The organism is Brevundimonas sp. SPF441 (assembly GCF_009661015.1).
Lineage (GTDB): Bacteria > Pseudomonadota > Alphaproteobacteria > Caulobacterales > Caulobacteraceae > Brevundimonas > Brevundimonas vesicularis.
On record NZ_WJWX01000002.1, the window covers coordinates 195,015 to 221,090 of the forward strand.

General features: G+C 67.7%; 28 protein-coding genes and 1 tRNA gene. 16 read left to right on the plus strand and 13 right to left on the minus strand.

All coding sequences use genetic code 11. From position 1 onward, the window contains the following. Positions 1-114 precede the first annotated feature (114 nt). Genes cysG through GGC30_RS02600 form a run of 5 tightly spaced genes read left to right on the plus strand, consistent with a single transcriptional unit; the run spans position 115 to position 5,537 of the window. The gene (cysG, locus tag GGC30_RS02580) at positions 115-1,500 is read left to right on the plus strand and encodes a siroheme synthase CysG (protein ID WP_153922586.1); all 1,386 of its coding nucleotides are present in this window, start codon (positions 115-117) and stop codon (positions 1,498-1,500) included. Beyond that, positions 1,497-1,772 (plus strand): DUF2849 domain-containing protein, encoded by a 276-nt coding sequence (locus GGC30_RS02585; RefSeq protein ID WP_370451841.1) that lies wholly within the window; start codon positions 1,497-1,499, stop codon positions 1,770-1,772. The genes cysG and GGC30_RS02585 overlap by 4 nt, the downstream gene beginning before the upstream one ends. Continuing rightward, positions 1,772-3,439 (plus strand): nitrite/sulfite reductase, encoded by a 1,668-nt coding sequence (locus GGC30_RS02590; RefSeq protein WP_153922587.1) that lies wholly within the window; start codon positions 1,772-1,774, stop codon positions 3,437-3,439. The genes GGC30_RS02585 and GGC30_RS02590 overlap by 1 nt, the downstream gene beginning before the upstream one ends. Beyond that, positions 3,426-4,502 carry a phosphoadenylyl-sulfate reductase gene (locus GGC30_RS02595; RefSeq protein WP_153922588.1) on the plus strand — a complete coding sequence of 359 codons (1,077 nt, stop codon included), beginning with the start codon at positions 3,426-3,428 and terminating at the stop codon, positions 4,500-4,502. The genes GGC30_RS02590 and GGC30_RS02595 overlap by 14 nt, the downstream gene beginning before the upstream one ends. A 36-nt stretch (positions 4,503-4,538) precedes the next feature. Continuing rightward, positions 4,539-5,537, plus strand: a complete 999-nt coding sequence (locus tag GGC30_RS02600) for a cysteine synthase A (RefSeq protein WP_153922589.1) — start codon at positions 4,539-4,541, stop codon at positions 5,535-5,537. Positions 5,538-5,547: 10 nt separating this feature from the next. Here GGC30_RS02600 and GGC30_RS02605 read toward each other — a convergent pair whose 3' ends face one another. From GGC30_RS02605 to flgF, 7 genes are all read right to left on the minus strand, one after another. Next, on the minus strand, positions 5,548-7,335 hold the full coding sequence (locus GGC30_RS02605; RefSeq protein ID WP_194943507.1) for a DUF885 family protein: 1,788 nt from the start codon (positions 7,333-7,335) through the stop codon (positions 5,548-5,550). A gap of 49 nt (positions 7,336-7,384) precedes the next feature. Next, positions 7,385-7,885 carry a hypothetical protein gene (locus GGC30_RS02610; protein ID WP_228763552.1) on the minus strand — a complete coding sequence of 167 codons (501 nt, stop codon included), beginning with the start codon at positions 7,883-7,885 and terminating at the stop codon, positions 7,385-7,387. Positions 7,886-7,896: 11 nt separating this feature from the next. Further along, a complete protein-coding gene (locus GGC30_RS02615; RefSeq protein WP_153922590.1) occupies positions 7,897-8,325 on the minus strand; it encodes a hypothetical protein in 429 nt (142 codons plus the stop codon). A gap of 141 nt (positions 8,326-8,466) precedes the next feature. After that, positions 8,467-9,189 carry a flagellar basal body L-ring protein FlgH gene (flgH, locus tag GGC30_RS02620; protein ID WP_153922591.1) on the minus strand — a complete coding sequence of 241 codons (723 nt, stop codon included), beginning with the start codon at positions 9,187-9,189 and terminating at the stop codon, positions 8,467-8,469. 12 nt (positions 9,190-9,201) lie between these two features. Then, entirely contained in the window at positions 9,202-9,810 is a 609-nt protein-coding gene (locus tag GGC30_RS02625; RefSeq protein WP_153922592.1) for a flagella basal body P-ring formation protein FlgA, read from the minus strand. 10 nt (positions 9,811-9,820) lie between these two features. After that, positions 9,821-10,609, minus strand: coding sequence for a flagellar basal-body rod protein FlgG (gene flgG, locus GGC30_RS02630; protein WP_055754135.1), 789 nt, complete (start codon positions 10,607-10,609; stop codon positions 9,821-9,823). 14 nt (positions 10,610-10,623) lie between these two features. Further along, the gene (flgF, locus tag GGC30_RS02635; protein WP_370451842.1) at positions 10,624-11,364 is read right to left on the minus strand and encodes a flagellar basal-body rod protein FlgF; all 741 of its coding nucleotides are present in this window, start codon (positions 11,362-11,364) and stop codon (positions 10,624-10,626) included. A 180-nt stretch (positions 11,365-11,544) separates the two neighbouring features. Here flgF and GGC30_RS02640 point away from each other — a divergent pair, with 180 nt between their 5' ends. The 8 genes from GGC30_RS02640 to GGC30_RS02675 all read left to right on the plus strand — a co-directional run bounded on the left by GGC30_RS02640 (position 11,545) and on the right by GGC30_RS02675 (position 16,981). Further along, on the plus strand, positions 11,545-12,219 hold the full coding sequence (locus GGC30_RS02640) for a flagellar basal body-associated FliL family protein (protein ID WP_153922593.1): 675 nt from the start codon (positions 11,545-11,547) through the stop codon (positions 12,217-12,219). A 2-nt stretch (positions 12,220-12,221) separates the two neighbouring features. Next, positions 12,222-13,265: a flagellar motor switch protein FliM gene (gene fliM / locus GGC30_RS02645; RefSeq protein WP_017504455.1), complete on the plus strand. Its 1,044-nt coding sequence runs from the start codon at positions 12,222-12,224 to the stop codon at positions 13,263-13,265. Then, positions 13,265-13,846 (plus strand): DUF6468 domain-containing protein, encoded by a 582-nt coding sequence (locus tag GGC30_RS02650; RefSeq protein ID WP_153922594.1) that lies wholly within the window; start codon positions 13,265-13,267, stop codon positions 13,844-13,846. Before fliM ends, GGC30_RS02650 begins: the two co-directional genes overlap by 1 nt. Positions 13,847-13,863: 17 nt before the next feature. After that, the gene (locus GGC30_RS02655) at positions 13,864-14,784 is read left to right on the plus strand and encodes a MotE family protein (protein WP_194943508.1); all 921 of its coding nucleotides are present in this window, start codon (positions 13,864-13,866) and stop codon (positions 14,782-14,784) included. Between the two features lie 86 nt (positions 14,785-14,870). Next, complete coding sequence (locus tag GGC30_RS02660; protein WP_153922595.1) at positions 14,871-15,011, plus strand: hypothetical protein; 141 nt, start codon at positions 14,871-14,873, stop codon at positions 15,009-15,011. A 96-nt stretch (positions 15,012-15,107) separates the two neighbouring features. Next, positions 15,108-15,347 (plus strand): DUF3297 family protein, encoded by a 240-nt coding sequence (locus GGC30_RS02665; RefSeq protein ID WP_045810378.1) that lies wholly within the window; start codon positions 15,108-15,110, stop codon positions 15,345-15,347. Between the two features lie 43 nt (positions 15,348-15,390). Beyond that, positions 15,391-16,836: a M20/M25/M40 family metallo-hydrolase gene (locus GGC30_RS02670; RefSeq protein ID WP_153922596.1), complete on the plus strand. Its 1,446-nt coding sequence runs from the start codon at positions 15,391-15,393 to the stop codon at positions 16,834-16,836. Positions 16,837-16,894: 58 nt separating this feature from the next. After that, positions 16,895-16,981 (plus strand) — tRNA-Leu (locus tag GGC30_RS02675). A gap of 23 nt (positions 16,982-17,004) precedes the next feature. Here GGC30_RS02675 and GGC30_RS02680 read toward each other — a convergent pair. Genes GGC30_RS02680 through GGC30_RS02705 form a run of 6 tightly spaced genes read right to left on the minus strand, consistent with a single transcriptional unit; the run spans position 17,005 to position 21,853 of the window. Next, complete coding sequence (locus GGC30_RS02680; RefSeq protein WP_153922597.1) at positions 17,005-17,634, minus strand: isoprenylcysteine carboxylmethyltransferase family protein; 630 nt, start codon at positions 17,632-17,634, stop codon at positions 17,005-17,007. 11 nt (positions 17,635-17,645) lie between these two features. Next, positions 17,646-18,293 (minus strand): lipopolysaccharide assembly protein LapB, encoded by a 648-nt coding sequence (locus GGC30_RS02685; RefSeq protein ID WP_153922598.1) that lies wholly within the window; start codon positions 18,291-18,293, stop codon positions 17,646-17,648. Between the two features lie 24 nt (positions 18,294-18,317). After that, positions 18,318-19,070 carry an SDR family NAD(P)-dependent oxidoreductase gene (locus GGC30_RS02690; protein WP_153922599.1) on the minus strand — a complete coding sequence of 251 codons (753 nt, stop codon included), beginning with the start codon at positions 19,068-19,070 and terminating at the stop codon, positions 18,318-18,320. Next, positions 19,060-19,737, minus strand: coding sequence for a TenA family transcriptional regulator (locus tag GGC30_RS02695; protein ID WP_153922600.1), 678 nt, complete (start codon positions 19,735-19,737; stop codon positions 19,060-19,062). The genes GGC30_RS02690 and GGC30_RS02695 overlap by 11 nt, the downstream gene beginning before the upstream one ends. Before the next feature lie 8 nt (positions 19,738-19,745). Beyond that, positions 19,746-21,170, minus strand: a complete 1,425-nt coding sequence (locus GGC30_RS02700) for an AMP-binding protein (RefSeq protein WP_153922601.1) — start codon at positions 21,168-21,170, stop codon at positions 19,746-19,748. Beyond that, on the minus strand, positions 21,167-21,853 hold the full coding sequence (locus tag GGC30_RS02705; RefSeq protein WP_153922602.1) for a thermostable hemolysin: 687 nt from the start codon (positions 21,851-21,853) through the stop codon (positions 21,167-21,169). Before GGC30_RS02705 ends, GGC30_RS02700 begins: the two co-directional genes overlap by 4 nt. Positions 21,854-21,975: 122 nt before the next feature. Between GGC30_RS02705 and GGC30_RS02710 the strand changes: the two genes are divergently transcribed. The 3 genes from GGC30_RS02710 (at position 21,976) to GGC30_RS02720 (ending at position 25,993) form a co-directional block, all read left to right on the plus strand. Continuing rightward, the gene (locus tag GGC30_RS02710) at positions 21,976-22,539 is read left to right on the plus strand and encodes an RNA polymerase sigma factor (protein ID WP_370451843.1); all 564 of its coding nucleotides are present in this window, start codon (positions 21,976-21,978) and stop codon (positions 22,537-22,539) included. A gap of 85 nt (positions 22,540-22,624) precedes the next feature. Beyond that, positions 22,625-23,596 carry a FecR domain-containing protein gene (locus GGC30_RS02715; protein ID WP_153922603.1) on the plus strand — a complete coding sequence of 324 codons (972 nt, stop codon included), beginning with the start codon at positions 22,625-22,627 and terminating at the stop codon, positions 23,594-23,596. A gap of 21 nt (positions 23,597-23,617) precedes the next feature. Beyond that, complete coding sequence (locus GGC30_RS02720) at positions 23,618-25,993, plus strand: TonB-dependent receptor (RefSeq protein ID WP_153922604.1); 2,376 nt, start codon at positions 23,618-23,620, stop codon at positions 25,991-25,993. Positions 25,994-26,076: the final 83 nt, after the last annotated feature.

Here is a 26,076-nt window from a genome sequence, read left to right on the forward strand (position 1 = left end):
AATCCTATCAGCGAGACAAAGGCAATCTGGTTTGCGGCTCTGGACGGGGAAGACGAAGGTTCGCGCCCTGCCGTCGTCCCTGTTTCCTCTCCCGACGGCCCAGAAAGCAAGACGATGCGTGTATTTCTCGCCTCCATTCCGCTGGAGGCCGCAAAGATCGTGATCATCGGCGGCGGCGAGCCGGCGCTGGCCAAGCTGCGACTGTTCCTGAACACGCCCGCCGAGGTGATGTGGTTCGCGCCCGACGGCGCGCCCCCCAAGATCGAGACGCCGTTGACGGCGCCGGAGCCGGTGCCGCGTGCGCCAGAGACTGACGAACTGGCCGGCGCACGGCTGGTGTTCATGGCGCTGGACGACGCGGATGAACTCGTGCGGCTGGGCCATCTTGCACGGGCGTCGGGGGCTCAGGTCAATGTGGTGGACAAGCCGCATCTGAGCGATTTCCAGACCCCTGCCCTGATCGACCGCGACGAGGTCGTGATCGGCGTGGCGACCGGCGGATCGGCGCCCATTCTGGCGCGGGATATCCGCACCGCCATCGAGGGCGTGCTGCCCGCCGGACTGGCGAATGTGGCGCGGCTGGCGCGCGAGTTGCGCGATACGGTCAAGGCCAGCGTGCCGGACTTCATGGCGCGCCGTCGCTTCTGGGAGAAAGCCTTCCGCGGTCCGGCCGCGACGCTGGCGGCGGAAGGTCGGACGGCCGAGGCCCGGCGCGAGATGCTGCGGCTGCTGAATTCGGCCGGGCCGGAGCAGGGCGTCGTCCATATCGTCGGGGCGGGGCCGGGCGACCCCGAACTGCTGACCCTGAAGGCGCTGCGGGTGCTGCAGGACGCCGACGTCATCATCCATGACCGTCTTGTGCCCGAGGCGGTGCTGGAACGGGCGCGGCGCGACGCCAAGCGGCTGTATGTGGGCAAGGCGCGCGGCGAGCATTCGGTGCCTCAGGACCAGATCGAGGCCCTGATGATCGAGGAGGCCCGCGCCGGTCATCGGGTAGTCCGACTGAAGGGCGGCGATCCCTTCGTCTTCGGGCGCGGCGGCGAGGAACTGGACGCCATGCGGGCGGCCGGAGTCCCAGTCTTCGTCGTGCCGGGCGTGACGGCGGCGCTGGCCTGCGCGGCCTTGGCGGGCATCCCCCTGACCCATCGCGATCACGCCCAGGCGGTCACCTTCGTGACGGCCCAGGCCAAGCCAGGCGGCGTCGAGGCCGACTGGACGCGACTGGCCAGCCCCAACCACACCTTGGCCATCTACATGGGGTCGGACCGTGCCGAGGAGACGGCTGCGCGCCTGATCGCGGCGGGGCGTTCGCCCTCGACGCCCGTCGCCATTGTCGAGAACGGCAGCCGCCCGGACGAGCGGGTTCTGACCGGGCGACTGGATGGGCTGGGCGCCTTGGTGCGCGGCGCCGACCTGACCGGCCCGGCCCTGCTGTTCGTCGGCGAAACGGCGGCGTTGTCGGCAGCTCAACTGGATGTTCGAGCGGAGGTCGCGGCGTGAAGATCGTCACCGCAAACCGCCTGTCGGACGGTCGCGTCATCTATGCAGGCGTCGACAACCAGCCGGTCGAGCACATTGATCAGGCTTTGGTGCTGGACGATACGGCGGCCGAGGTCGTGCTGGCTGATGTCGCTGGGCGTCCGGACGTCTTTGTGAATCCCTACCTGTTCGAGGTTCAGGACCGCACGCCGTCAGGGCGTGACCGACTCAAGGAGCGCATCCGCTCGGCCGGGCCGACTGTCGGTCACAGCGTCGTCGGAGGCGTGGGCTGATGTATCGCTATGACGAGTTCGACCACGCCCTGGTGCGTGAACGGGTTGAGGAATTCTCAGACCAAGTGGCGCGGCGCGCATCCGGCGCCCTGACCGAAGACGAGTTCAAGCCGCTGCGGCTGATGAACGGCGTCTATCTGCAACTTCACGCCTATATGCTGCGGGTCGCCATTCCCTATGGCGTGATGAGCAGCCGTCAGATGCGCCGGCTGGGCCATATCGCCCGGACCTACGACAAGGGCTACGGTCACTTCACCACCCGCTGCAACATCCAGTACAACTGGCCGGCTCTGACCGACCTGCCGGCGATCCTCAGCGACCTGGCCGAGGTCGAGATGCACGCCATCCAGACCTCGGGCAACTGCATCCGCAACACCACCACCGACGTCTTCGCCGGGGCCGCCGACGACGAGATCGAGGATCCACGCCCCTGGTGCGAGATCATCCGCCAGTGGTCCACCATTCACCCCGAGTTCTCCTTCCTGCCGCGCAAGTTCAAGATCGCGGTGATCGGCGCCGAGAAGGACCGGGCGGCGATACGCACTCACGATGTGGGCCTCCAGATCGTCAAGGGCGAGGACGGCGGAACCGCCTTCCGCGTCTTCGTCGGCGGCGGGCAGGGGCGGTTGCCGCATATCGCGCAGGAGATCGCGTCCGCCGTGCCTGCGGCGGATCTGCTGGCCTATCTGACCGCCATCCTACGGGCCTGGAACCTGCTGGGGCGGCGCGACAATATTCATAAGGCGCGGATCAAGATCCTGGTCGCGTCGCTGGGCATCGAGGCCTTCCGCGAGGAGGTGGACAAGCACTACGCCACCCTGCGCCGTGAGGATCTGAAGATCCCGCAAGATGAGGCCGCACGCATTCAAGCCTATTTCGCCCCTCCGCCGTTCGAGGTCTTGCCTAAGGCCAGCGCGCCGTTCGACCGCGCCCTGCTGGCCGATCCCGATTTCGCCCGGTTCGCGCGAAACAATGTGCGGCGTCATCGCCAGGCGGGCTATGCCTCGGTGGTGGTCTCGCTGAAGCCGGTCGGCGGCGTGCCGGGCGACATCACGGCGGACCAGATGGACGCGGTGGCGGACCTGGCCGAGCGCTATGCGTTCGACGAACTGCGCGCCGCCTATGAGCAGAACCTGGTCCTGCCGCATGTGAAGCTGAACGACGTGCCGACGGTCTGGCGGGCGTTGCGGGAGGCGGGGCTGGCGACGGCCAACGCCGATCTGGCGACGGACGTGATCGCCTGTCCGGGCCTGGACTATTGCAGCCTCGCCAACGCGCGCTCGATCCCGGTGGCCCAGGCCCTGTCGAAGCGGCTGGCGGACATGGACTATCAGGAGAAGCTGGGGCCGGTCCGCATCAATATGAGCGGCTGCATCAACGCCTGCGGCCACCACCACGTCGGCCACATCGGCGTGCTGGGCGTCGATCGCAAGGGCGAGGAATATTACCAGATCACCGTCGGCGGCGCGCCCGACGAACAGGCGGCTCTGGGCGACATCGTGGGCAAGAGCCTGCCGGCAGACGAGGTCGCGCCCGCCATCCAGCGGACCCTCGACCGCTATCTGCAAATCCGTACGGACGGCGAACGGTTCATCGACACGGTGCGCCGTGTCGGTCCCGACCCCTTCCGTGACGCCATCTATGAGACGCTCGATGCAACGGCTTGAGGGCATTCAGAACGGGCTGCGCCTGTCGGTGACGACCCCGCTGCAGCAGGTCGAGGCCGCCGCCGCGAGCGAAGACACATTGGTGCTGGAGTTCGACGCCTTCCGCGACGGGCGCGGCTTCTCGCTGGCGTCGGTGCTGCGAGAGCGGGGTTACGCCGGGCGTCTGATCGCGGCGGGCAAGGTGCTGCCGGATCAGGCGCGGCACCTGCGGCGTTCGGGCTTCGATGCGGTGGAGCTGGCCGAGGGCGCGGATGCGGCGGCCTGGGACCGGATGGATCAGGCGTTCAGCGCCGCCTACCAGCCCGCCGTCGATCCCGCGCCGACCATCTGGCAGCGTCGGCGTGCGACGTCGAGCGACCGCGATCTGAACGCGCTGGCCGAACGGCTGAACCGCGAGACGGCGGGCAAGGACGCGTCCGAAATCTTGAAGGCGGCGCTGGACCCGGCGCTGGGCCTGCGGGTCGGCGCCATCTCGTCCTTCGGCGCAGAGTCCGCCGCCTTGCTGGACATCGTCGCCAACGAGGACAAGACCGTGCCGGTGGTCTTTCTGGAGACCGGCCAGCATTTCCTGCAGACCCTGTCCTATCGCACCCAACTGACCAAAGCCCTGGGCCTGACCGACGTGCGGCTGGTCACGCCGGATGCGGGCGAGAAGGCGACGTTGGATGCGCGCGACGACCTGTGGAAGACCGACGCGGACGCCTGCTGCGACCTGCGAAAAGTGCGGCCGCTGGCGCGGGCGACCGCCGGGTTCAATGCTCTGATCACCGGGCGGAAACGCTATCAGGCCGCGACGCGGGCAAAGCTGAAGCCGTTCGAGGTGTTGGACGGGGTGCTGCGGATCAATCCCCTGGCGAACTGGGACGCCGACGACGTCGAGGCCTGGCTGGAGGAGAACGATCTGCCGCGTCACCCGCTGGTCGAGCAAGGCTACCGATCCATCGGCTGCTGGCCCTGCACCCGCGCGGTCCAGGACGGCGAAGACGCCCGCGCCGGACGTTGGTCGGGCATAGACAAGGTCGAGTGCGGCATCCACTTAGGGCAACGCCAAGCCGCCGCCTGATCCGCCCTGTTTCGACCTTCGCCTGAAAGCCTGACCTTGTCCGCTACGTCATCCGTCATCGACCTGATCGGCAATACGCCGCTGGTGCGCCTGAACCGCCTGTCCGACGCGACGGGCTGCGATATCCTGGGCAAGGCCGAGTTTCTTAATCCCGGCGGTTCGATCAAGGATCGCGCGGCCCTGTCGATCGTGCAGGGCGCGCGGGCGTCCGGCGCGCTAAAACCCGGCGGGACGATCGTGGAGGGCACGGCCGGCAACACCGGCATCGGCCTGGCCCTGGTCGGCGCCGCCTTGGGGCATCCGGTCGTCATTGTCATTCCCCGCACCCAGTCGGAAGAGAAGAAATCCGCCATCCGTTCACTGGGCGCGCGCCTGGTCGAGGTGGACGCCGCGCCCTTTTCCAGCCCGAACCACTTCGTCCACTATTCCGGGCGTCTGGCCGCCGAGCTGAACGACAGCGAAGAGGCCGGCGCCATCTGGGCCAATCAGTTCGACAACACCGCCAACCGCGAGGCCCACTACAACACGACCGGCCCCGAAATCTGGACGCAGACAAACGGTCAGGTCGACGCCTTCGTTTCGGCCGTCGGCTCAGGCGGGACCATCGCCGGCGTCGGCGCCTATCTGCGCGAACAGAAGCCGGATGTGACCATCGCCCTGGCCGATCCAGCGGGCGCGGCCATGTTCAACTGGTTCACCAAGGGCGAGATGACGGGCGAGGGATCGTCGATCACCGAGGGGATCGGAGTGGCCCGCATCACCGGCAATCTGGAAGGCTTCAAACCCGACTACGCCTATCGGATCGAAGACGCGGAGTTCCTGCCGATCCTGTTCGACCTCGTGAAGCACGAAGGCTTATCGCTGGGCGGATCGGCGGGGGTGAACATCGCCGGCGCGGTGCGGCTGGCGCGCGAGCTTGGGCCAGGTAAGACCATCGTGACCTGCCTGTGCGATCCCGGCTCGCGCTATGCCTCCAAGCTGTTCAACCCGGAATTCCTGCGGTCGAAGGGTTTGCCGGAGCCGGACTGGGCGTAAGCCGCCCAGCCTATTTCGCCTTCTGCTCCGCGATCCAGGCGTCCATCCGCTGGTCCAGCAGCGCCAGCGGCAGCGGGCCCTCGACCAGCAGGGCGTCGTGGAAGATGCGGATGTTGAACTTCGGCCCCAACTCCCGCTCGGCCCGCGCGCGGATTTCGCGCAGGCGGATTTCGCCGATCTTGTAGGCCGTGGCCTGGCCGGGCCAGCCGATATAGCGCTGAAGCTCGGTCTCGATGTTGTGGGGCGCGAGGGCCGAGTTGTCGCGGAAACAGGCGCGGGCCTGTTCCTCGGTCCAGCCCATCCAGTGCAGGCCGGTGTCCGCGACCAGTCGGCAGGCGCGCCACATCTCATAGGACAGGCGGCCGAACCGTTCGTAAGGCGTGCGGTAGAAGCCCATCTCCTCGCCCAGATATTCGGCATACAGGCCCCAGCCCTCGGTGTAGGCGCTGACATTGGCCTGACGTCGGAAATAGGGTTGGCCGGGCGCCTCCTGCTGCAAGGCGATCTGGAGATGGTGGCCCGGAACGGCCTCATGCAGGGTCAGGGCGGGCAGTTCGTACAGCGGACGCTGATCCAGCTTGGACGTGTTGACGATGTAATGGGCTGAAACGCCGTTCTGCATCGAACCGCCGTTGTAGCGGCCGGTGGTGTAGTTTTCCTCGATCTGCGGCGGCACGGGCTGCACGTCGTAGGTCAGGCGGGGCAGGGTGGCGAACAGAGGGGGCAGGCCGCCATCCGCGCGCTTGGCCATCTCCGACGCCTGCTGCAACAGGGCCTCGCGGCTGGTCGCATAGAACTGGTGATCGGTGCGCAGGAAGTTCAGGAAGCCGGCGAAGTCGCCGGTCCAGCCCGACGCCGTCATCTCCACATCCATACGGGCGCGGATGCGCGCGACCTCGTCCAAGCCGATCTGGTGGATCTGGTCCGGCGTCAGGTCGGTCGTCGTGTGGCCGCGCACCAGATAGGCGTAGAGTTCCTTGCCGCCGGGCCGATTGCCGATGCCCGGCTGGACCGGCGCCTTGGGCAGATAGTCGCTCTCGAGGAAGGCCAGCCAGGCCCGGCGCGCCGGAAGGATCGTTTCTGAAACCGCCGCCGTCGCCTCCGCAGTCAGGCGATCCTTATCAGCCTGAGACACGGTGGACGGCAGGGTGGTCAGGGGCTTCAGCAGCGGCTCGGCGTCCGGCTTGATCGCCACATCGTTTCGCGCCAGCGTCAGGGCGCTTTCGGTTACCGATCGGGCCTGGACCAGACCGGTGTCCAGGCCGCGCCGGGCGTTGGCGGTCGTCTGGGCGTAGATTTGGCCGAAGCCTCGGATACGCCTGATGTAGGCCTCGGCCTCCGCGACCGAGTTCAGGCGCGTGCTGCCGCCGACATAGAGCGCCCAGGTTCCGGGGCCGCCTTCGGAGTCGAACGCCAGGCGGCTGGTGTCGTAGTCCAACCCTTCCAGGCTGCGGTTAAGAGTATAGAGCAGGAAGGCGTGGTTGATGCCGCCGGCGTGGGAAAGACTTGGCGGGTTGATGGCCGTCAGCCGCCGCACGAACCCTTCCAGCGGTACGCGCTGGGCCAGTTCAAACTCACGCGACAGGTCAGGCACGCGGCCCATCGCCTCGACATCGCCCTCTCCGCCGGCCGAGATCGGATCGACCGACTTCAGATAGGTCTCGTAGTCGGCGATGACGGCGTTCAGCGCGGCGTCTGCCGGCGCGGTTGCGACGGCGGCGGGCGGCGTTTGCGCGACGGCCATGATCGGCGACCCGGCCGCAAGCATGGCTGCAACAGCCAGATAAGAAATCTTCATGACGCCCCTCCTGTCAGGAGGGGCACGCAAGCCGAGCAGCGCCGATGCGTCAACCGCAGACGGTGAAGAACCGCTCGATTTGCACCTTTGCGGCGGGATGGGCGGCGTAGACGTGACGTTCGTCGTCAGCCCAGGCGGCGATCCAGCCCAGACGTCGGAAGCGCTGGAAGACCGGATCCTTGGTCTTGGCCTGCGCCGTCAGCAGTTCGCCGTCATGCACGACGGCCGGCTCAGATGCGGCGCGATAGCGCTCGGTGTCGCCGCCGGATTCCAAATAGATTTCGCGGCCCGGCTTGTCGCTCGAGGCCGTCAGTTCCAGTGCGCTTGATCCGGCCTGACAGGCCAGTTTCAGCTTGATCTCGTCGCTGTTGGCGACGCCGTAGGCCAGCATGGCCTCCTGACCATCGGTGTTCAGGAACCAGTCGTAACCGGGCGTGGGCGCGGGCGCTGATGCGGTCGCTGCCGAGCTGGCTGCGGGCATCGGGGCCTGGGTCGCGCAAGCGGCGAGCGCCGACACGGCGATCAAGGCTGATATCAAGCGAAGACGCATGCGTGAGTTCCTCAGCCGGCGCAGCGATCGGCGAAGCGACGCAGCTTGGCCATGTGCGGACGTTCGACGGTGATCGTGTTGGCGTCGTCGCCGACGGCGATTGTCATCCGGCCGTTCGCGACGAAGGCGGAAAAGGCGGGGTGATCGACGGGGATCGCCGTCTCCAGCTTGCCGCCACGCCCGATGCGCGCCTCGCTGGTCGCCGTCGACCCGCCTGAGGTGATACGCGCAAATCCGGCGGACGCATCCTCGCCATAGACCGCGACCGAAACCGCGCCCGAACCCGGTAGGCATTGCAACGTGGCGCGCAGGCTGGCGGTGTCGGGGATGTCGTTGGCCAGCACCATCGGTCCCTCGCCCTCGTACAGGCTCCAGGTCCAGCCTGCGCCGGGCGCAGTCTGTATCGCGGCCGCCATCAGGGCGGAGAGTATCAGCATCATGTGTCAGCCCCCGCCGACGACGCGCAGCGCCGCGTCGTCTTCAATGTCGTCAGACGCGGCTGGAACCGCAAGAGATCAGACGACCGCATTCACTCTGAACGCGGTTATCCGTCCGCAGTTCACCAGCAGGGTCGGCTCACGTCAGAACGGGCTGAAGCGCTCCGCCAGCGCCTGACCTACGGGCGGAGCCTGGACGCGGCTGACGTCGCCACGACCGCCGTAGGAGATGCGCGCCTCGGCGATCTGGGTGTGGTTGATGGCGTTGGCCGATGAGATGTCTTCGGGGCGGACGATGCCGGCGACGGTCAGTTCGCGGACCTCGCGGTTGGTGCGCACTTCCTGCCGACCCTGGATCACCAGATTGCCGTTGGCCAGGACGTCGGTGACGACGGCGGCGATGGTCAGCGACACCTTCTCGGCGCGGGTGACCGAACCATTGCCCGACGACTTCAGATCGCCTTCCATGCCGACCATCTTCGACGGATCGAAGCCGCCGGGGAAAGCCCGGCCCAAGCTGCTTTCCAGGCCGAACAGGTTGCTGACGCCGGCATTGATCTCGTTGGAGCGCGAGCGCTGGGTCGAGTTCTGGGTCTGGGCGCGATCGTCGATGTCGATCTTGACCGTCAGGATGTCCCCGATATGGCGCGCGCGCTGGTCGCCGAAGAAGGTGCGGGCGCCCGTGCGCCACAGGCTGTTGGCGCTGGCCGGCGCGGTCTCGCGCGCAGGCAAATAGGCTTGCTGCGCCGGGATCAGGGCAGCGGGATAGCCGATGGGTGCCAGTTCCGGACCGCGCACCGTTTCGGCGACGGTCGAGCAGGCGGCGAGCGGGGCGAAGGCGGCGAGGATCAGGACGGCTTTACGCATGACTTGAATTCCCTAGCGGGCGGCGAACTGTTGGGGATTGGCGCGGGCCATGTCGGCGCCAGGGCCGGCGATGGCCTGGCCGGGACCGGAGGCGACCGCATCGATGACGCGGTTGGACGTGGTGTTCATGATGGCGACCGGCTCGCCCAGACCGGCGCTGCGCATGGCCTTACCCATAACGGCCAGGTTCACGCCGCCGACCTGATAGGTGACGCGCACCATATCGTTGCGGGCAATGACCTGCGGCGCGGCGCCGGGACGATAGGCGGCGCGGGCGATGGGTTGGGCAGCCTGGACAGCGTCCGTCGGCGCGGCCTCGGCCACGGTCTGAACCGGTCCGGCCGAACGCCGCACGGCGACGCGGCGCAGGCCGTTGGGATTGCTCCAGTCAAGGCCCGCCTGACGCGCTTGGGCCTGAAGCTGACCGGCGTCCAGCACGACAGAAGGACCGACACGCTCGGCGACGGCGACATTGGCTGCGGTGCCCGCGCCCTCGAAGATATCGCCCAGGGTGACGCGACCGTCGTCATCCACGGGGTTTGCGCGCAGCACAACCGGATTTGCGACGGCGGCGCCGGCGAAGGCGCTGACGGCGGCGGCGAGCAGCAGGGAACGGATCATGGTCACGGCCCTAGCCCTTCACTTGCGAGGCGACCGACAGCATCTGGTCGGCGGTGCTGATGACCTTGGAGTTCATCTCATAGGCGCGCTGCGCCACGATCAGGGCGCTGATCTCTGCCACCGCATCCACGTTCGACGCCTCGGTGTAGGACTGCATGATCTGGCCGTAACCCGCGTCGCCGGGCGTCCCGACGATCGCAGGCCCGGACGCAGCGGTTTCCAGCAGCAGGTTGTCGCCGATGGCTTCCAGGCCGGCTTCGTTGAAGAAGCTGGCCAGTTCGATCTGACCGACCGTGGTCGGGGCGGGCTGTCCGGCCTGGGTCACCTGAACCAAGCCAGTCTTGGAGATCGATACCTTGGTCGCGTCCTGCGGGATGGTGATCGCCGGTTCCAGCAGATAGCCGTCGTCCGTCACCATCTGGCCTTCAGGATTGACCTGCAGATTGCCAGCGCGGGTGTAGGCCTTTTCGCCAGAAGGCAGGCTGATCTGGAAATAGCCCTTGCCGTCGATGGCCATGTCGTACGGGTTGCCCGTCGCCTGGGGCGTGCCCTGTTCGGTGATCCGATAGACGGCCCCGGCCTTGACGCCTGCGCCGATCTGGATGCCGGTTGGAACCACGGTGCCGGAGGCCGAGGATTGGGCCCCCATGCGTTCGACGTTCTGGTACAGCAGGTCCTGAAACTCGGCGCGCTGCTTCTTGAAGCCCACCGTGTTCATGTTGGCGATGTTGTTGGAGATGACCTCCACGTTCAGCTGTTGGGCGGCCATGCCCGAGGCTGCGGTTCTCAGAGCGCGCATGTTCCGGCTCTCCCTTAAGCGGCCTTGCCGAGGCGCTCGACGGCGCGACGGCTCAGGTCTGTGGTGTTTTCGATCAGCTTGGAAATGCTCTCGTAGGCGCGGCTGATCTCGACGAGATTGGTGATTTCGATCAACGGATTGACGTTGGAGGACTCCAGCGAGCCTTGATGAACCTGGGCGTCGACGGCCTCGATCGGCTGGGCGTTGGACTTATTGCGGTAGAGGCTGTCGCCGCCCTTTTCGAGCACGCCCAGCGTATCGAAACGCACGACCGACAGCCGGCCAGTGACCTGTCCGTTCTGGGTGATGGTGCCGTCGGCGCCGACGCTGGGCGCGCCAAGCGCGGGGTCCAGCACGATCTCCGCGCCGCCGCCAAGGACGGCCTGACCCTGTTTGGTGGTCAGACGCCCTTCCGGGTCCAGGGTGAAGGCGCCGTCGCGGGTGTAGGCCTCGCCGTTGGCGCCATCACGCACGGTGAAGAAGGCGCCCTCGCCGGAAATGGCGAAGTCCAGCGAGCGGCCGGTCTGCTGCATCGAGCCCTGGCCGAAGTCGCGGCCGACCCCATTGTCCAGCACGAAGCTGGCCGACGGGCGGATCGAGTCGTTGCGCGCTCGCTGACCGATCTCGGTCCCCAGCATCAACTGCTCGACCTTGAAGCCGGTCGTGTTGGCGTTGGCGACGTTGTTGGCCACGATGTCGAGTTCGCGACGCAGCGTCATCTGGCGTGACAGTCCGATATAGGCGGCATTTTCCACGAGAGGCGTGCTCCTTCGCCTCAGCCTCTCGCAACGGTCGTGCCAACAGGGTTAATTCAGGCGCGATGCGGGTTTGAGCGCGATCGGATCGCTTCCAACCCGGCAAATCCTGCCCATTGTAAACGTCGCGTTAACCAAACCGGACGATCCTCGTCATGAGAAAGTCTCCGGGGCGCGCGCATGTTCAAGTTCGGCAAGAAGAAGGGTGCGCCTGCGGCCGACGCCGACGCCAACCTGCCGGCCGTGACCGAAGGCGAGGCCGCCGACGGTGACGCCGCCGCGCCCAAGAAAAAGAAAATCCCGCTGCTGTTCATCATCGCGCCGGTCGCCTTGCTGGTGCTGGGCGGCGGGGGGGCGGCGGCCTTCTTCATGCTGAAGCCCAAGCCTGCCGAAGCGCAGGGCGCCGAAGCCGAAGCCGGCCACGGAGAAGAGAAGGCCGACAAGAAGGCCGAGGGCAAGGAAGAGAAGAAGGAAGGCGGCGGTCACGGCGGCGGCGGCAAGGAAGGCGAGGCCGATCCCGCGCTGGGCGTCATTTCTGAAGGGCCGGACGGCGTCACCTTCTACACCCTGCCCGACATGGTGATGAACATTCAGTCGGACGGTCCGCGTCCGGCCAATATGAAGTTGAAGCTGACGCTGGAGATGCAGGACGCTGAGGTCGCGAGCCATCTTCAGGAGGAAATGCCGCGTCTGCAGGACATGTTCACCAGCTTCATGCGCGAACTGCGCCCTGAGGACCTCAGCGGCTCGGCCGGCACCTATCAGCTGCGCGCCGAGATTCTGCGCCGCGTCAATCTGATCGCCGCTCCGGGCAAGATCGACGCCGTGCTGATCGAAGAAATGCTGGTGCAATAGGCATGACGGACGCGGCGCAACTCGATCCGTTCGGCGGTCTGGGCGATCCCGGCGACGCCCTGTCCGAACGCGTCCTGAACCAGGATGAGATCGATAGCCTGCTGGGCTTCGACCTAGGCGACGACGACGGTTCCGAACGCTCGGGCATACGCGCCATCATCAACTCCGCGCTCGTCAGCTACGAGCGTCTGCCGATGTTGGAGATCGTGTTCGACCGCCTGGTGCGTCTGATGACGACCAGCCTTCGCAACTTCACCTCCGACAACGTCGAAGTCAGCCTGGACAATATCTCCTCCATCCGGTTCGGCGACTATCTGAACTCAATCCCGTTGCCGGCCATCCTGGCGGTGTTTCGCGCCGAAGAGCTGGACAACTACGGCCTGCTGACGGTCGATTCCAACCTGATCTATTCGATCGTCGACGTGCTGCTGGGCGGTCGTCGCGGCACGGCGGCGCTGCGCATCGAAGGCCGGCCCTACACCACGATCGAGCGGGTGCTGGTGCAGCGGATGGTCGAGGTCGTGCTGAACGACGCCCGCCAGGCGTTCGAGCCGCTGACCCCGGTCCACTTCAACCTGGACCGGCTGGAGACCAACCCGCGCTTCGCCGCCATCGCGCGTCCCGCCAACGCCGCCATCCTGATCAAGCTGCGGATCGACATGGAGGATCGGGGCGGTCGTATCGAGCTGCTGCTGCCCTATGCGACGCTGGAACCGATCCGCAAGATGCTGCTGCAGCAGTTCATGGGCGAGAAGTTCGGCCGCGACAACATCTGGGAAGGCCACTTGGCCACCGAGATCTGGACGACCGAAACCGAAGTCCGCGCGGTCTTGGACGAACAGCAAATGCCCCTGTCCAGCGTGCTGAACCTCAAGGTCGGCGACACGATGATGCTGAACGCCACGCCGGATTCCGAGGTTTCGATCCGCGCCGGCTCCATCCCGCTGACCACAGGCCGCATGGGTCGCAAGGGCCAGCATATCGCCATACGCGTCGAAGGGCCGGTCAATCCGGAAGTCGCCGCCCGCCTGGGAGTGAACGTCTGATGGCCGGAATGATCATGGACGGCGTGCTGATGGTGCTGCTGATCGCGGCGGTTGGTTACGGCATCAAGCTGGAACGCAAGCTGGCCGCCCTGCGCTCCGGACAGCTGGCTTTCGCCCAAGCCGTGACCGAACTGAACGCCGCTGCGGGGCGCGCCGAAAACGCCCTGGCCACCCTTCGCGCCTCGGGTCAGGAAACGGATCTGCTGCACGACCGGATCATCAAGGCGCGTGAGGTCAAGGCGCAGCTGGAAACCCTGATCGCCCGCGCGCCGGCCATGGCGCCGGTGCGGATCGTCGAGGAAGAACCCGCCCGTCGCTCGACCCCGACCGCCCTGGCTCCGGCGCCGGCCGCGACCGAAGACGAGGAGCGGGCCGAGCGCATGGCGGCCCTTGCTCAACGAATCCAGGGACTGGCCAGTCCCGCTTCGAACCGTCGCAATGAAGCGGCTGCGCCCGCCGGGCGCGACAATGTCGCCGCCATCGTTCAGGCCCTGACGGCCGGACGCTCCGCTAACCATTCCGCCAAACAAAGCCTCAACGCCGCGCGTCGTAATCTCGACGACGACCTGTTCGCCGCCTGAGTTCGGAACCCCATTTCATGGCCCGCCTTCCCCGCATCCTGCCCCTGATCGCCATCGCCATCGGCGGGGTCGTCGCCGTGCGCGCCGTCGGCGTCGCGCCTGGCCTGTTCGACGGGGCCAAGGCCTGGGCCGAGGAGGCGGTCCCATCTGCGGCCGGCGCGCCGCCCAAGCCGGTTCTGCCCGGCACCTGTTCCGCCCTGTCTCCCGAACAGCTGGCCCAGCAGGCCGGGATTTCGCCAGCCGAGCTGAAGATCATCCAGTCGTTGTCGCGGCGCCGCGCGGCGCTGGATGCGCGTGACCAGGACTTCGCAACCACACTGCCGCTGATGGTCGCCGCCGAGCAGAAGCTGGACGCTAAGGTCAAGGCGCTGGAAGCCTTGAAGGCCGAGATGAAGCAGATGCTCGGCCAAGTCGACGAGCGCGAGAAGGCCGAGATCGATCGTCTGGTTCAGGTCTATTCCGCCATGCGTCCCAAGGAGGCCGCCCCGGTTATGGCCGCGCTTGAGGACCGGGTGCGCCTGCCGGTCGCCGCCGCCATGCGCCCGCGCACCCTGGCCGCCATCATGGCCCAGATGAGCGCTCCGCAAGCCAAGGAGCTGACCGAGAAACTCGCCGCGCGCTTCCAGGCCCAGCAGATGGCCGCTCGCGCCGCCGCCGCCGAGGCCACACCGCCTCCGGCCGCTACGCCTACCGCTGCTGCGCCAGCCGCGACGACCCCGCCTGCGACGCCGACGGCTCAGCCCACGGCCGCCCCAACGACCCGTCCGACGCCGCGCCCGGCCGCCAACCGTCCCGCTGCGCGACCGGCGGCTCGCCCGGCCGCGACCCCGGCGCGCCGTCCCGCCGCCACGCCTGCGGCTGCTCCCGCTCCGGCTGGCCCGCAGGCCTATCAGCCGTCAGCAGCCCCCAACGTCCAGCCCCGGCAAACTGTGCAGTAACCTTAAGTGTAATCTTGACGCTGACGTTTCGTCTCGACAGCGGGCGCTGTCCGACCAATGATCTTCGAATGCTCCGTCAGAGAGCGATGACATCGAGGATCCGCGCCATGATCGGCGAACTGCTTTACGTGGCGCACCGCACGCGCCGGGCCATCATACTCGCCGTTCCGGCGGTCGGAACCGTGATGATGGCCGCCGTCGCCCAGCACTATCACCTGCTGCCTTAGGGTCTTCGAAGCCCGTTTTCACCCGGTTTCGGATTGGCAGGGCGCGCCTGCGCGTCTATCACCGCGCCTTCCCGAGATCTGAGCCCGACCAACGCCATGTCCGACACGCCCCCCGATCGCCTCTCGGTCGACCCGTCAAGCCCGCATCACGACGCCGAGGTCCTGCAACGTGGCGTCGGCATTCGCTTCAAGGGCGAAGAGAAGACCAATGTCGAGGAATATTGCGTGTCCGAAGGCTGGGTGCGTCTGGCGCTCGGCAACCGCGTGGATCGCAAGGGCAAGGCCCTGACCGTGAAACTGCAGGGCCCGGTCGAACCCTATTTCCAGAACGACTGAACCTACCTAGGGTCCGGCTCTCATCTGAGTCCGGAGCCTGCTTATGTCCATCCGTCTGCTGACCGCCAGCGCCGTCGCCCTGGGTCTTGTCGCGTTTACCCCCGCGGCCCATGCTCAGGATGCGGCGACGGTGCAGCAGGCGATCGTGGTGCGCGACGCCGCGATGCGCTCGAACATCGCCATGGACTATGTCACCCAGCTGACGACGCGGTTCGGCGCGCGCCCGGCGGGTTCGCGCTCCGAGCAGCAGGCCGCCGCCTGGGCCGCCGACTATCTGCGCGCCAACGGCTTCCAGAACGTCCGCATCCAAGAGTTCCCGCTGGTCGGCTGGGAGCGAGGCGAAAGCTCGGCGGCCATCGTCGGTGACAACGCCCAGGCCCTGGTCGCTGCGGCACTGGGCCACTCGCCGGCCACGCCGAGGGGCGGCGTCGAGGCGGAGATCGTGCGCTTCTCCACCTTCGAAGACCTGCAGGCCGCGCCCGAGGGCGCTGTCCGCGGCAAGATCGTCTATGTCGACCTGGGCCAGATGCACCCGATGCAGGACGGTTCGGGCTATGGTCCCCAGACCCGCGTCCGCGGCGCCGGCCCCGGCGTGGCGGCGGCCAAGGGCGCGGCGGCCTTCGTCATGCGTTCGGTGGGTTCGGACGAAGACCGGATGCCGCACACCGGCACGACCCGCTATGTCGACGGCAAGCCGACCATTCCCGCCTTCGCCCTGGCCGCGCCCGACGCCGATCAGGTCAGCCGTCTGGTCGCCCTGGGTCAGCCGGTGCGCATGCGCCTGACCTCGACCGCCCGCACCTATCGCACCACCAGCCAGAACGTGATCGGCGATCTGCCGGGCGCCACGCGCCCCGACGAGATCATCGTGCTGGGCTCCCACATGGACAGCTGGGACCTGGGCACTGGCGCCATCGATGACGGGGCAGGGGGCGCCATCACCATCGCCGCCGCCAAAGCCATCGCCGACAGCGGCCGCCGTCCGGCCCGCACCCTCCGCGTCATCTTCTACGGTTCGGAAGAAGTGGCACAGCCGACCGCCCAGACCGGCAATGGCGGCGGCGTCTACGCGCGCGGCCAGGGCCCAGCACTGGACAAGCACATCATCGCCGGCGAGAGCGATTTCGGCGCCGATCGCGTCTATGCCCTGCGCTTGCCCGCCGGCGCCCAAGGCTCGGACTTCCAGAAGGCCGCAACCCGCGTCCTCTATCCGATCGGCGTCTTGGCCTCGGATCGGGTCGAGACCGAAGGCGGCGTCGATGTCGGACCGATGGGCCCGCTGGGCGTGCCCTTCTTCGGCCTGGCTCAGGACGGAACCCGCTATTTCGACCTGCACCACACCGCCAACGACACGCTCGACAAGATCGACCCGGCGCAACTGGACCAGAACGTCGCCGCCTGGGCGGGCCTGCTCTGGCTGATCGCCGATTCCAACGTGGACTTCCGGGCGATGAAGCCCGCGACCATGCCGGCAACCCCGACACGCTGACGACTTGGAGACCCGGCCCGGTTCCGTCTATAGGAGCCAAACCGGGCCAGACCGGGCTGCGGGCGTGGCGAAACTGGTAGACGCAGCAGACTTAAAATCTGCCGGACGAAAGTCCTTGCCGGTTCAAGCCCGGCCGCCCGCACCATTTCAAGTCGATCACGGACTGGATCAGAACAGACTGATCGGAAAGCCGATCAACCCTGATGACTGCAGGTGCTCGATGCCTTCCATCACGGGGATGGCGGCGAGGAAGACCAGGCCGTCGCGCAGGGTGCGGACGAAGAAGGCGGGACGGACGATCAGTTCGTCGGCGTCGCGCCAACGGGCGGGATTGGGCAGGAAGCGCGGCGTGCGGGCGCAGTAGGCGGCATAGGGCGCGCCGAAATGTTCGGCCAGCCAGGCCTCTTCGCGACCGACCGTGCGCAGGAAGACCAGGAAGGTCGCCACGGCGAAGATCGCGCCGATGGTCACGCTGCCGGTCTGGGCGCCGACGCCGAAGGCGCCGATGAAGCTGAAGACATACAACGGGTTGCGCGTCATGGAATAGGGGCCGCGATCGACGATTTCCGCCTTCTTGCGTCCGCCGATATAGAGCGAGCACCAGGCGCGGCCGACGATGGCGACGATGATGGCGGCCAGGCCCAGGCCTTCCACCCCTTCATGCCATTCGCCGTCGAGAGCGGCGACCGAGCGAACGCTGGCGGTCAGGACGATGAGGGCCAGCAGAACAAGACCGGCGAACCATTTGCGACGCCGCTGAACGACGTCGAGCGACAGGGCGGGGGGAACAGGGCTCATGGCGGGTCTATTCAGTGGTGCTGCTGGGCGCGGACGAGCAGGGCGCGGGCCTCGGCCTTGCGACCACGGTCGGCGACGGCGCGACCGGGACGGGCGGGGGCGTCGATGGCCTTTTGCAGGTAGCGGGCAGCGCCGTTCCAATCGTGTTCACGCACCAGCAGATCACCCATGAAGAAGTTGGCGTCAACGTCGTTGGGCGCCATGGCCAAGCCGCGCTGGAGGTAGTCGCGGGCGCGCTGGCGGTTGCCGAAACCGATCGGGGCGCCCGGCACCTGGGCGTAGAGCGAACCGAGGCTGACATAGACCGAGCCGTTCAGCGCGCGCGGGTTGATCCGCTCGGCCTGTTCCAGTTCGGTGCGCGCCTCACGCACGAGGCCCAGCGCGCCGATGCCGCCCTTCAATCCCGCTTCCGAAGCGGTGATGATGGCGTCCCAGACCAACGGTTCGGCGCGGTTGGGGCACTGGGCCACGACGGCGTCGGCCTGGGTGTTCAGCCGCGCCATTTCCGCCATTCGAACGCCTTGCGGGACCTCGAAGTTCACATGGTCCCACGACTGCTGAAGACCGCGCGCGCGGTCGTCGCAGGCGTCGGCATGGGCGACGGAGGCGACCGTCAGGGGGGCGGCCATCAGGGCCAGGGCGAACAGAGCGGTCTTCATGGCGTTTCTCTCCTTTATTGTGGTTCAGCCGGCGAAGAGGGCGCGGGCCTTCAGGTCGTTGGATTTCAGGGCCCCGTCGATCAGGCCAGGCGCCAGAGCGTTGAGGCGGACGAACAGGCTCTCAGGGAAGCCGAGATAGACGTCGCGGCGATCGCTGCGGATGGCGGCGACGATGCGGTCGGCGATCGCGTCCGGATCGTCGACAGCCATGCCGGTCAGGCGCGCATATTCATCGACCTTGGCGGAGTTGAACGGCGTGGCCACCGCGCGGGGCGCGACATAGGTTACGCCGACGCCCGTACCGGCCAGTTCGCGACGCAGCGATTGGCTGAGCGCCCGCATCCCGGCCTTGGCGCTGGAATAGCTGGCGAAGTGGGCGAAGTTGATCGAGCCGAAAATGGAGCCGACGTTTGCGATCTGGCCGTGTCTGCGCGCCTTCATGCCGGGCAGGACGGCCTGGGCCAGACGCGCCGGCGCGACCAGATTGACCATATAGGTCGCCAGCAGGTGCTCGGGCGTCTGCTGCTCCAGCGGGCCGAAATGCTGGATCCCGGCGATGTTGATCAGAATGTCCCAGGCGCGGACGCCGGCCTGTTCGGCGACGCCGTCGAGGCCCTGCGGGGTGGACAGGTCGCCTACCAGGGTGTGATGGCCTGTCACCGGCCCGCGGGCGACGATCGTGACCCGACCGCCCTCGCGCTCGATCCGCTCGACTACACGACGCCCCAAGGCGCCGGAGCCGCCGGTGACCAGGATGTTGCGATCCTCAAACTGCATCGACCGTCTCCCGCGCTGCGATGTGGGGGATGGAGGCGAAGACCCCGCCGAACAGGCCGAACATCACCTTGGCCATGTGGACGATGGCGGCGCGGTCGTCGGCGTCCGACACCCCGTCCAGCAGTTGCTTGAGGAACAGGATATGATCCTGATCCAGAGCCCCGTGGGAAATCAGATAGGTGAAGGCGGCGGGCGGCAGGCCGAGGCTCTGTTGCACGGCCTCCGCCCCGACGCTGGCCAGCTGGATGCTGGTGCCCTCCAGCACATAGACCATGCCGAAGAAGGCCATCGGATTGACGCGATGAATGGTGTCATAGGCATAGGCCACCATCAGTTCGGTCGCGACGTTCGGGCCGTTATGCACGGTCTGATCGGGGTCGCCGCCGGCGGCGCGGATGTCGTTCAGGATCCACTGCTCGTGGCCGGTTTCCTCGGCGATATAGTCGTCGAGCGCGGCCTTGAAGACGGCGTGGTCATCGTCCAGCCGCGCCCGGGCGGCCTGCATCAACGGCACGGTGTGGCGGACGTGGTGATAGGCCTGGGCCAGATAGGCGACGTAGGTGTCGCGGCTGATGCGGCCGGCCAGACCGTCCCTGATCTGGGGGATGGCGGCGAAGGCGGCCCGCTCGGTTGCGGTCGCGGCGACCAGGGTTTCAAAAAACGACATGCGAACTCTCAGGCGGCTTGCGAGGGGGAGGAGGCGTAGGTGCGCAGCAGGGTGTCGCGACGCGGACGACCGTTGGCGGTGACCTGACCGGCGGCGGGATCGAACGGCGGGACCAGACGCCAGTCGCCGATGCGGGCATAGTCGGGCAGGCGGGCGTTGGCGCGCGCGACGGCGGCCTCGACCTGGGCCGGCTCGGCGCCGGGCATCGCCACGATCAGGGCCGACAACGATGCCTGCGCCTCGCCCATCGCCATGGCCTGAAGGATCTGGGGTTCGGCCAGAAGCTCGCTCTCGACCCATTCAGGCGCGACGTTGCGGCCGAAGGCGGTGATCAGGGTGTTGGCCTTGCGACCTTCGATGCTGAGCCGTCCATCGGCGTCGAAGCGGCCGATGTCGCCTGTGTGCAGACGCTCCGGCGCAGGCGCCTGGCCGACGTAGCCGAGGAAGGGATGGGGCGAAACCAGGATTTCGCCGTCGTCGGCCAGATGGACTTCAAGGTGAGGCAGGGGTCGGCCGACCGTGCCGGGACGGGCGTCGTCCGGACTGTTGAGCGCCACGACCGAGGCGCATTCGCTGAGGCCATAGCCCTCGACCACGGGCAGGCCGGCCTTGGCGGCGGCCTCCAGCAGGGCCGGGGACACCCGGGCGCCGCCGACCGCGATCATCTCCAGCCGATGATCCAGCCGCATTGCGCCTTGGGCGCCGATCAGGCCGCGCAGCAGTTCGGGAACCAGGATCAGGGTTGTGGCGCCGGTCTGGACAATGGTGGTCAGCAGGCGCGCAAAGTCGGGGCGGAAGGCCTCGCCCATCCCGGCCTCGCCCAGGCTGGCGGCGTGATAGCGGCCGCCGGCCAGAAGCGTCGCATAGAGGCCGGCGACATTCTCCAGCAGCACCGCCAACGGCAGCACCGGCAGATGCAGCCCGGCGCGGTCCCGGCCCAGGACCTGAACCAGAGAGGCGGCGACCGCCTCCATCTGATCCTGCGACAGGCAGACGCCCTTGGGCGCGCCGGTCGAGCCGGAGGTGTAGGTGATCTTGGCCGTGCCGGGATGCAGATCGCGCACCGGCAGCCCTGTCGGCGTCAGCCGGATGGGCGCGCCGCCCGCCGTCATTTCGCCCGGTGCGCCCGGCACGATCAGCAGCCCCGCGCCGGCATCGGCCAGGGCGTGATCGCGTTGAGCGGCCGTGAAGAAGGGCGGGATCGGCACGCTCGGCCGCTGGGCGAGGATCAACGCCAGATCGACGACGACCCAGGCCGGCCCATTATCGAGCAGGACCCCGACGGGAGACCGGTCGTCGGCCAGGACGGCCGCCAGTTGCCCGACCTGCGCCAGAAGTTCGGCCGCGGTCAGCGAACCTTCGGCCCACTGGATCACCACATCATCAGGCGTGGAGCTGGCGCGACGCGACAGGGCGTCCAGAACGGCGCTCATGAGCGATCCTCGTAATGCAGGCGGGTGCGGACGGCCCGTCCGACCGGCGCCGTTTCGGAGAAGTGATCCAGCGGCGCGGTCGCTGCGTCGATCGAGCCGGCCAGCACCACCGGATCGGTCTGATAGTAGGCGCCCCAGCTGCCGCCGCCGTCGTCCAGGCGGCGCGGGTCGGCGCGCGCAAGTTGAAGCGCGCCCAGACCGGCCTTGTGGAAGATGCGGCGCAGTTCGTCGGTCGCGGTGGCGACGGCGAACCTGAGACCTTCGGACTGCAGATGATGGGCCATGGCGGCGAACAGGAAGACGGTCGCGCCCTGTCCGCTGGAGGCCAGGCTGCCGATCTCGACAACCTGCGCGCGGTCAATGACGGCGCCGATGGCCTGGCTCAGCACCGTTTCGATGGAGCCGTCCAGATATTGCTCCAGATACAGGGGCGCCTCGGCGGCGTGCCGGAAGCCGACAGCGGCGTAGATGACGCCCGCCTCGTCCTGAACGCTCATCAGGGTCGGGAAATGGGCCTGGATCTGGCCGCCATAGGCCTCGGCATACGCCGCCTCGATGAACTGCTCCACGCGGCGACGTTCGCCTCGGCACGGATCGTCGAACCGGATGATGCGCGACGACAGCGTGCGGCGCGCGCGCGGGCGAACCGGATCGGCGTCTTCGGGCAGGCGGAGTGGAAACATGCGGGCCTCGGGCCAGGGGGACTTCGGGCCAGAGACGACGCGGTGCGGCGACCCCCACAAAAAAATCTTTCGCCGTCGCAATCGCGGTTGCCGCAGAGGGCGCAGCAACCCACGATGGGGTGGTGAACGCCTCTTCCGGTCCCCCTCAGCACGACCCGAGCCGACCGGCGCGGCAAGCCTTGGCGGACGCGTGGCTGGACAGCCGCCCGGCCCTGGTGCGCTTTCTGACGGCGCGCACGGGATCGTCGGCTGCGGCCGAAGATCTGGCGCAGGATGTCTGGGTGCGGCTGCAATCCATGACCGAGGAGGCCGCCGCCGAGGTTCGCCACCCACAGGCCTTCCTCTATCGCATCGCCGCCAATCTGGCCCTGGATGCGTCCAAGGCGCAGCGTCGTGCCGGCGCGCGCGACTTGGAATGGCGGCGCGCTTCCGCTATCGATGATGCGGCCGAAGCCCAGGATGCGCCGTCGGCCGAGGACGCCGTCTGGGCCAAGCTGAAACTGGAAAAGGTGGTCGCCGCGATCGACCGGATGCCGCCCAAGGCCGCAGAGGCCTTCCGTCTGCACAAGATGGCCGGGCTCAGTCATGCCGAGGTGGCCGAGCGGATGGGCGTCTCGCGCAGCGCGGTCGAAAAATACGTTTCCGCCTCGCTGAAGGAACTGCTGCTGCGGGTCGGTTGGCCATGACGACCGGATTTCGCCATTTTTCATTGAGGATGCGGCGCGGCCGCGTCGTCTCTCCACCAAAGCCCGCTCGGACCCGGACCGGATCATGACCCAGGACGACGTCATCAAGGACGAGGAGATCGCCGCCCAGGCCGCCGCCTGGGTCGTGCGTCTGCGCGCCGATGACGTGACGATTGCGGACATCGACGCGGCGACGGTATGGCTCGATCAAGACCCGGCCCATCGGCGCGCCTTCGACGAGGCCGAGGGGCTGTGGGCGGCGTCGGGCCACCTGTCCGACCTTCAGCCGGCGCCAGTCATCGACCTGTCGGCGCACCGCGAGCGGCGTAAGGGACTGGGGCGGCGATGGATGGTAGCGGTCCCGGCGATGGCTGCGGCCCTCGCCGCGGCGATCTTCCTGGGGCCGATGCTGCAAACCGCGCCGACCGTGGTCTACAGCACCGCGCCCGGCGAAACGCGGTCGGTGACGCTGGACGACGGATCGAGGCTGCAGATCAACGGCGGCTCGACCCTGTCGGTGAAGATGGAGCGGGGACGGCGTCTGGTGCACATGGATCAGGCCGAGGCGAGCTTCGACGTCGCGCATGACGCCAGCCGACCCTTCCTGATCGATGTCGGCGAAAGCCAGGTGCGTGTGGTCGGCACGGCCTTCAACATCCGCAGATCCGCCGGCGACACCCAGGTTGCGGTGCTGCGGGGCGTGGTCGAGGTCAGCGACCTGCACCAGCCCGCGCGCCGTGTGCGTCTGACGGTCGGTCAGTCGGTCCAGCGCGACGACGCCGACGACCGGATGACCGTGGCCCCAGTCGATGTCCGCACCGCCGCCGCCTGGACCCAGGGGCGACGGGCCTATGACGATCGACCGCTACGCGAGATCGTCGCCGACCTCAGCCGCGCCTTCGCCACGCCGGTTTCTGTGGCGCCGAACGCGGCGAACCTGCGCTTCTCCGGCACGCTGGTGCTTGATGACGAAGCGGCTGTGATCGGCCGGCTGGAACGGTTCCTGCCGATCAAGGCCACTCGCGGGCCGCAAGGGGTTCGTCTAGAACGGCGCTGAACCTGTTTCGGACGTCGCCTTTTGGTACGAGCCTTCCTCTGCGCCCTGGTCGTCGTTTGCGGTGTGACCACGCCGTCGATCGGCATGGCCCAAGGCCGTTCCGCGCTTCAGGTGTCGGTCTCGCCTCAGCCGTTGCGGAGCGCCGTTCTCGATTTCGGCCTGCAGGCGGGCGTCAGCATCGACGCCGCCGGAACCGATCGATGCGGCCCCACGCGCGGGGTGAGGGGGAGGCTTTCTGTCGATGTGGCCCTGTCCAGATTGATGCTGGGCACACACTGCGTTGCGACCCGTGTCGGCGAAGGCGCCTACAGGATCATACGGGTCGCCGCCTCGCCGCCTGTCGTCGCGCGAACGATCGCAGCGCCGCCTGCGCCCGTGACCCCGACGACCCTGGATGAAATCGTGGTGACGGCGTCACGCACGGACAATCTGCTGCTGTCGCGCGCGCCCTATGGCCTGTCGTCGCTCGACGGAGTGACGCTGGAACGGGCCGGGGTCAGCGACCTCGACGGCGTCGCTGCCCGCGTCTCCGGCCTGACAGTCACTAACCTGGGGCCGGGACGCGACAAGCTCTTCATTCGCGGCCTGGCGGACGGACCCGTTGCGGGACAGGCGCAAAGCCTGATCGGGCTCTATCTCGACGATGTGCGCCTGACCTATGACGCGCCCGACCCGGCGTTGCGTCTGGCGGATATCGAACGGGTCGAGGTTCTGCGCGGGCCGCAGGGGGCGCTGTACGGCGCCGGCTCGATGGGCGGCGTCGTTCAGATGGTCAGCCGCGCGCCGGACCTGGACGGCGTCTATGGGCGCGTGACGGCGGAGGGGGCTCTGACGGCCGGCGGCGCGCCGGGCGACGCCGTCGAGCTGATGATCAACGCCCCGATCCTTCGCGATCGCCTGGCGGTCCGGATCGTCGGCTATGACGAGACGGTCGGGGGCTACGTCGATGATGAGGCCCTCGGACTGAGCAATACCGGCGGCATGCATCGACAGGGGCTGAGGGCGGCGGCGCTGCTGCGTCTGACCCCCGGCTGGACCTTGAAGACGGGCTTCCTGGCCCAGACCATCGATGTCAACGACAGCCAGTACGCCAACCTGGGCGCCGACGACCCCTATGCGCGTCGTCGCAGCCTGATGGAGCCCAGCCGCAACGATTTTGACGGCGTCTGGGCCTCGGTGGACGGGAATCTGGGCTGGGCGCGGCTGCGGGCCTCGTCCAGCGTTCAGTCGCATGGCCTCGATGCGCGATACGATGCGACGCCTGCGGCCGGACTGTTCGGGCTTACGGGAACAGCGGCGCTGGACCAGGCCGACGACCTGTCGGCTGCGGTGCATGAGGTGCGGTTGAACGGCGACTTCGGCGCGCGGCTGAAATGGAGCGCCGGGCTGTTCTTCTCGGAATACACCCACACCCGCACCGTTGCGATCTCGGACGGGCAGGGCGGGCCGGGGGGCTATCGACAGCACAGGCACGACCATGTGGACGAGGCGGCTCTGTTCGGCGACGCCGCCTATGCGCTGACCGACCACCTGAAGATCACGGCCGGCGCGCGCCTGTTCCGCATCGGGGTCGAGCATCGCAGCGAAACCGACGGCGATCCGACGGAGGTTTCTGGAGAAGACGCTCTGGTCGATATCACCCCACGTCTGGTGATCGAATACGATCGCGGCCCCTTCGTCTTCTACGCCCTGGCGACCGAGGGTTATCGAGGGCCGGGCTTCAACGCCGGCACCGTGCCGGCTGGCGATCAGCAGCCCGCGCGACGTGTGAAGCCGGACGAGATCGTCGCCGGCGAGGCGGGCGCGCGCTTCACCCTGTTCGAAGGGCGCCTGCGCGGGCGAAGCGCGGTCTTCGTCGCCGATTGGCGCAACATCCAGTCGGACCGGTTCGACGCCCGGGGTCTGCCCTTTACCGCCAATCTGGGCGATGGCCGCAATCGCGGGATCGAGGGCGAGGTCGAATGGCGCGACGGCCCATGGACGCTGGATGCGCATGCCGTCGTCAATGATCCCGAATTGACCCGACCGGACCCCGGTTTTGCGCTGGGGACCGATACGCGCTTGCCAGCGGTCGCCGATTTCAGCGTGCAGGCCGGCGTCGTGCATGAGGCGCATCTGGCGCACGCGACGGTGCGTTCCGAGCTTCGCCTGGGCTATGTCGGTCCGACCGATATCGCCCTGTCGCCGACCTCGACCGGCGCCTCGGCCGGCTATCTGACCAGTTCGCTGGGCGTCGGCGTCGAGATCGATCGCTGGGCGATCAGGGCGTCGGTGGACAATCTGTTCAACCGCAGCGACGACACCTTCACCTTCGGCAATCCCTTCTACGCCTCGGGCGACATCAGCACGCCTCAACGACCGCTCACCGCCCGCCTGGCCCTGACGGCGCGGTTCTGACCATTCGATTCAGGCGGTCTGCCGGCCAGTGGCGATTGTGGTGAGCTTGCGATGGGCCTAGTCATGGCTGGATCATGGAGGCT

Excerpts from the sequence above, each read along its gene's own strand:
- cysG (WP_153922586.1), top strand. The coding sequence starts at position 115 with ATGCGTGTATTTCTCGCCTCCATTCCGCTGGAGGCCGCAAAGATCGTG.
- GGC30_RS02590 (WP_153922587.1), top strand. The coding sequence starts at position 1,772 with ATGTATCGCTATGACGAGTTCGACCACGCCCTGGTGCGTGAACGGGTT.
- GGC30_RS02595 (WP_153922588.1), top strand. The coding sequence starts at position 3,426 with ATGCAACGGCTTGAGGGCATTCAGAACGGGCTGCGCCTGTCGGTGACG.
- GGC30_RS02605 (WP_194943507.1), bottom strand. The coding sequence starts at position 7,335 with ATGAAGATTTCTTATCTGGCTGTTGCAGCCATGCTTGCGGCCGGGTCG.
- GGC30_RS02610 (WP_228763552.1), bottom strand. The coding sequence starts at position 7,885 with ATGCGTCTTCGCTTGATATCAGCCTTGATCGCCGTGTCGGCGCTCGCC.
- GGC30_RS02615 (WP_153922590.1), bottom strand. The coding sequence starts at position 8,325 with ATGATGCTGATACTCTCCGCCCTGATGGCGGCCGCGATACAGACTGCG.
- flgH (WP_153922591.1), bottom strand. The coding sequence starts at position 9,189 with ATGCGTAAAGCCGTCCTGATCCTCGCCGCCTTCGCCCCGCTCGCCGCC.
- GGC30_RS02625 (WP_153922592.1), bottom strand. The coding sequence starts at position 9,810 with ATGATCCGTTCCCTGCTGCTCGCCGCCGCCGTCAGCGCCTTCGCCGGC.
- flgG (WP_055754135.1), bottom strand. The coding sequence starts at position 10,609 with ATGCGCGCTCTGAGAACCGCAGCCTCGGGCATGGCCGCCCAACAGCTG.
- GGC30_RS02640 (WP_153922593.1), top strand. The coding sequence starts at position 11,545 with ATGTTCAAGTTCGGCAAGAAGAAGGGTGCGCCTGCGGCCGACGCCGAC.
- fliM (WP_017504455.1), top strand. The coding sequence starts at position 12,222 with ATGACGGACGCGGCGCAACTCGATCCGTTCGGCGGTCTGGGCGATCCC.
- GGC30_RS02650 (WP_153922594.1), top strand. The coding sequence starts at position 13,265 with ATGGCCGGAATGATCATGGACGGCGTGCTGATGGTGCTGCTGATCGCG.
- GGC30_RS02655 (WP_194943508.1), top strand. The coding sequence starts at position 13,864 with ATGGCCCGCCTTCCCCGCATCCTGCCCCTGATCGCCATCGCCATCGGC.
- GGC30_RS02660 (WP_153922595.1), top strand. The coding sequence starts at position 14,871 with ATGACATCGAGGATCCGCGCCATGATCGGCGAACTGCTTTACGTGGCG.
- GGC30_RS02665 (WP_045810378.1), top strand. The coding sequence starts at position 15,108 with ATGTCCGACACGCCCCCCGATCGCCTCTCGGTCGACCCGTCAAGCCCG.
- GGC30_RS02670 (WP_153922596.1), top strand. The coding sequence starts at position 15,391 with ATGTCCATCCGTCTGCTGACCGCCAGCGCCGTCGCCCTGGGTCTTGTC.
- GGC30_RS02680 (WP_153922597.1), bottom strand. The coding sequence starts at position 17,634 with ATGAGCCCTGTTCCCCCCGCCCTGTCGCTCGACGTCGTTCAGCGGCGT.
- GGC30_RS02685 (WP_153922598.1), bottom strand. The coding sequence starts at position 18,293 with ATGAAGACCGCTCTGTTCGCCCTGGCCCTGATGGCCGCCCCCCTGACG.
- GGC30_RS02690 (WP_153922599.1), bottom strand. The coding sequence starts at position 19,070 with ATGCAGTTTGAGGATCGCAACATCCTGGTCACCGGCGGCTCCGGCGCC.
- GGC30_RS02695 (WP_153922600.1), bottom strand. The coding sequence starts at position 19,737 with ATGTCGTTTTTTGAAACCCTGGTCGCCGCGACCGCAACCGAGCGGGCC.
- GGC30_RS02700 (WP_153922601.1), bottom strand. The coding sequence starts at position 21,170 with ATGAGCGCCGTTCTGGACGCCCTGTCGCGTCGCGCCAGCTCCACGCCT.
- GGC30_RS02705 (WP_153922602.1), bottom strand. The coding sequence starts at position 21,853 with ATGTTTCCACTCCGCCTGCCCGAAGACGCCGATCCGGTTCGCCCGCGC.
- GGC30_RS02715 (WP_153922603.1), top strand. The coding sequence starts at position 22,625 with ATGACCCAGGACGACGTCATCAAGGACGAGGAGATCGCCGCCCAGGCC.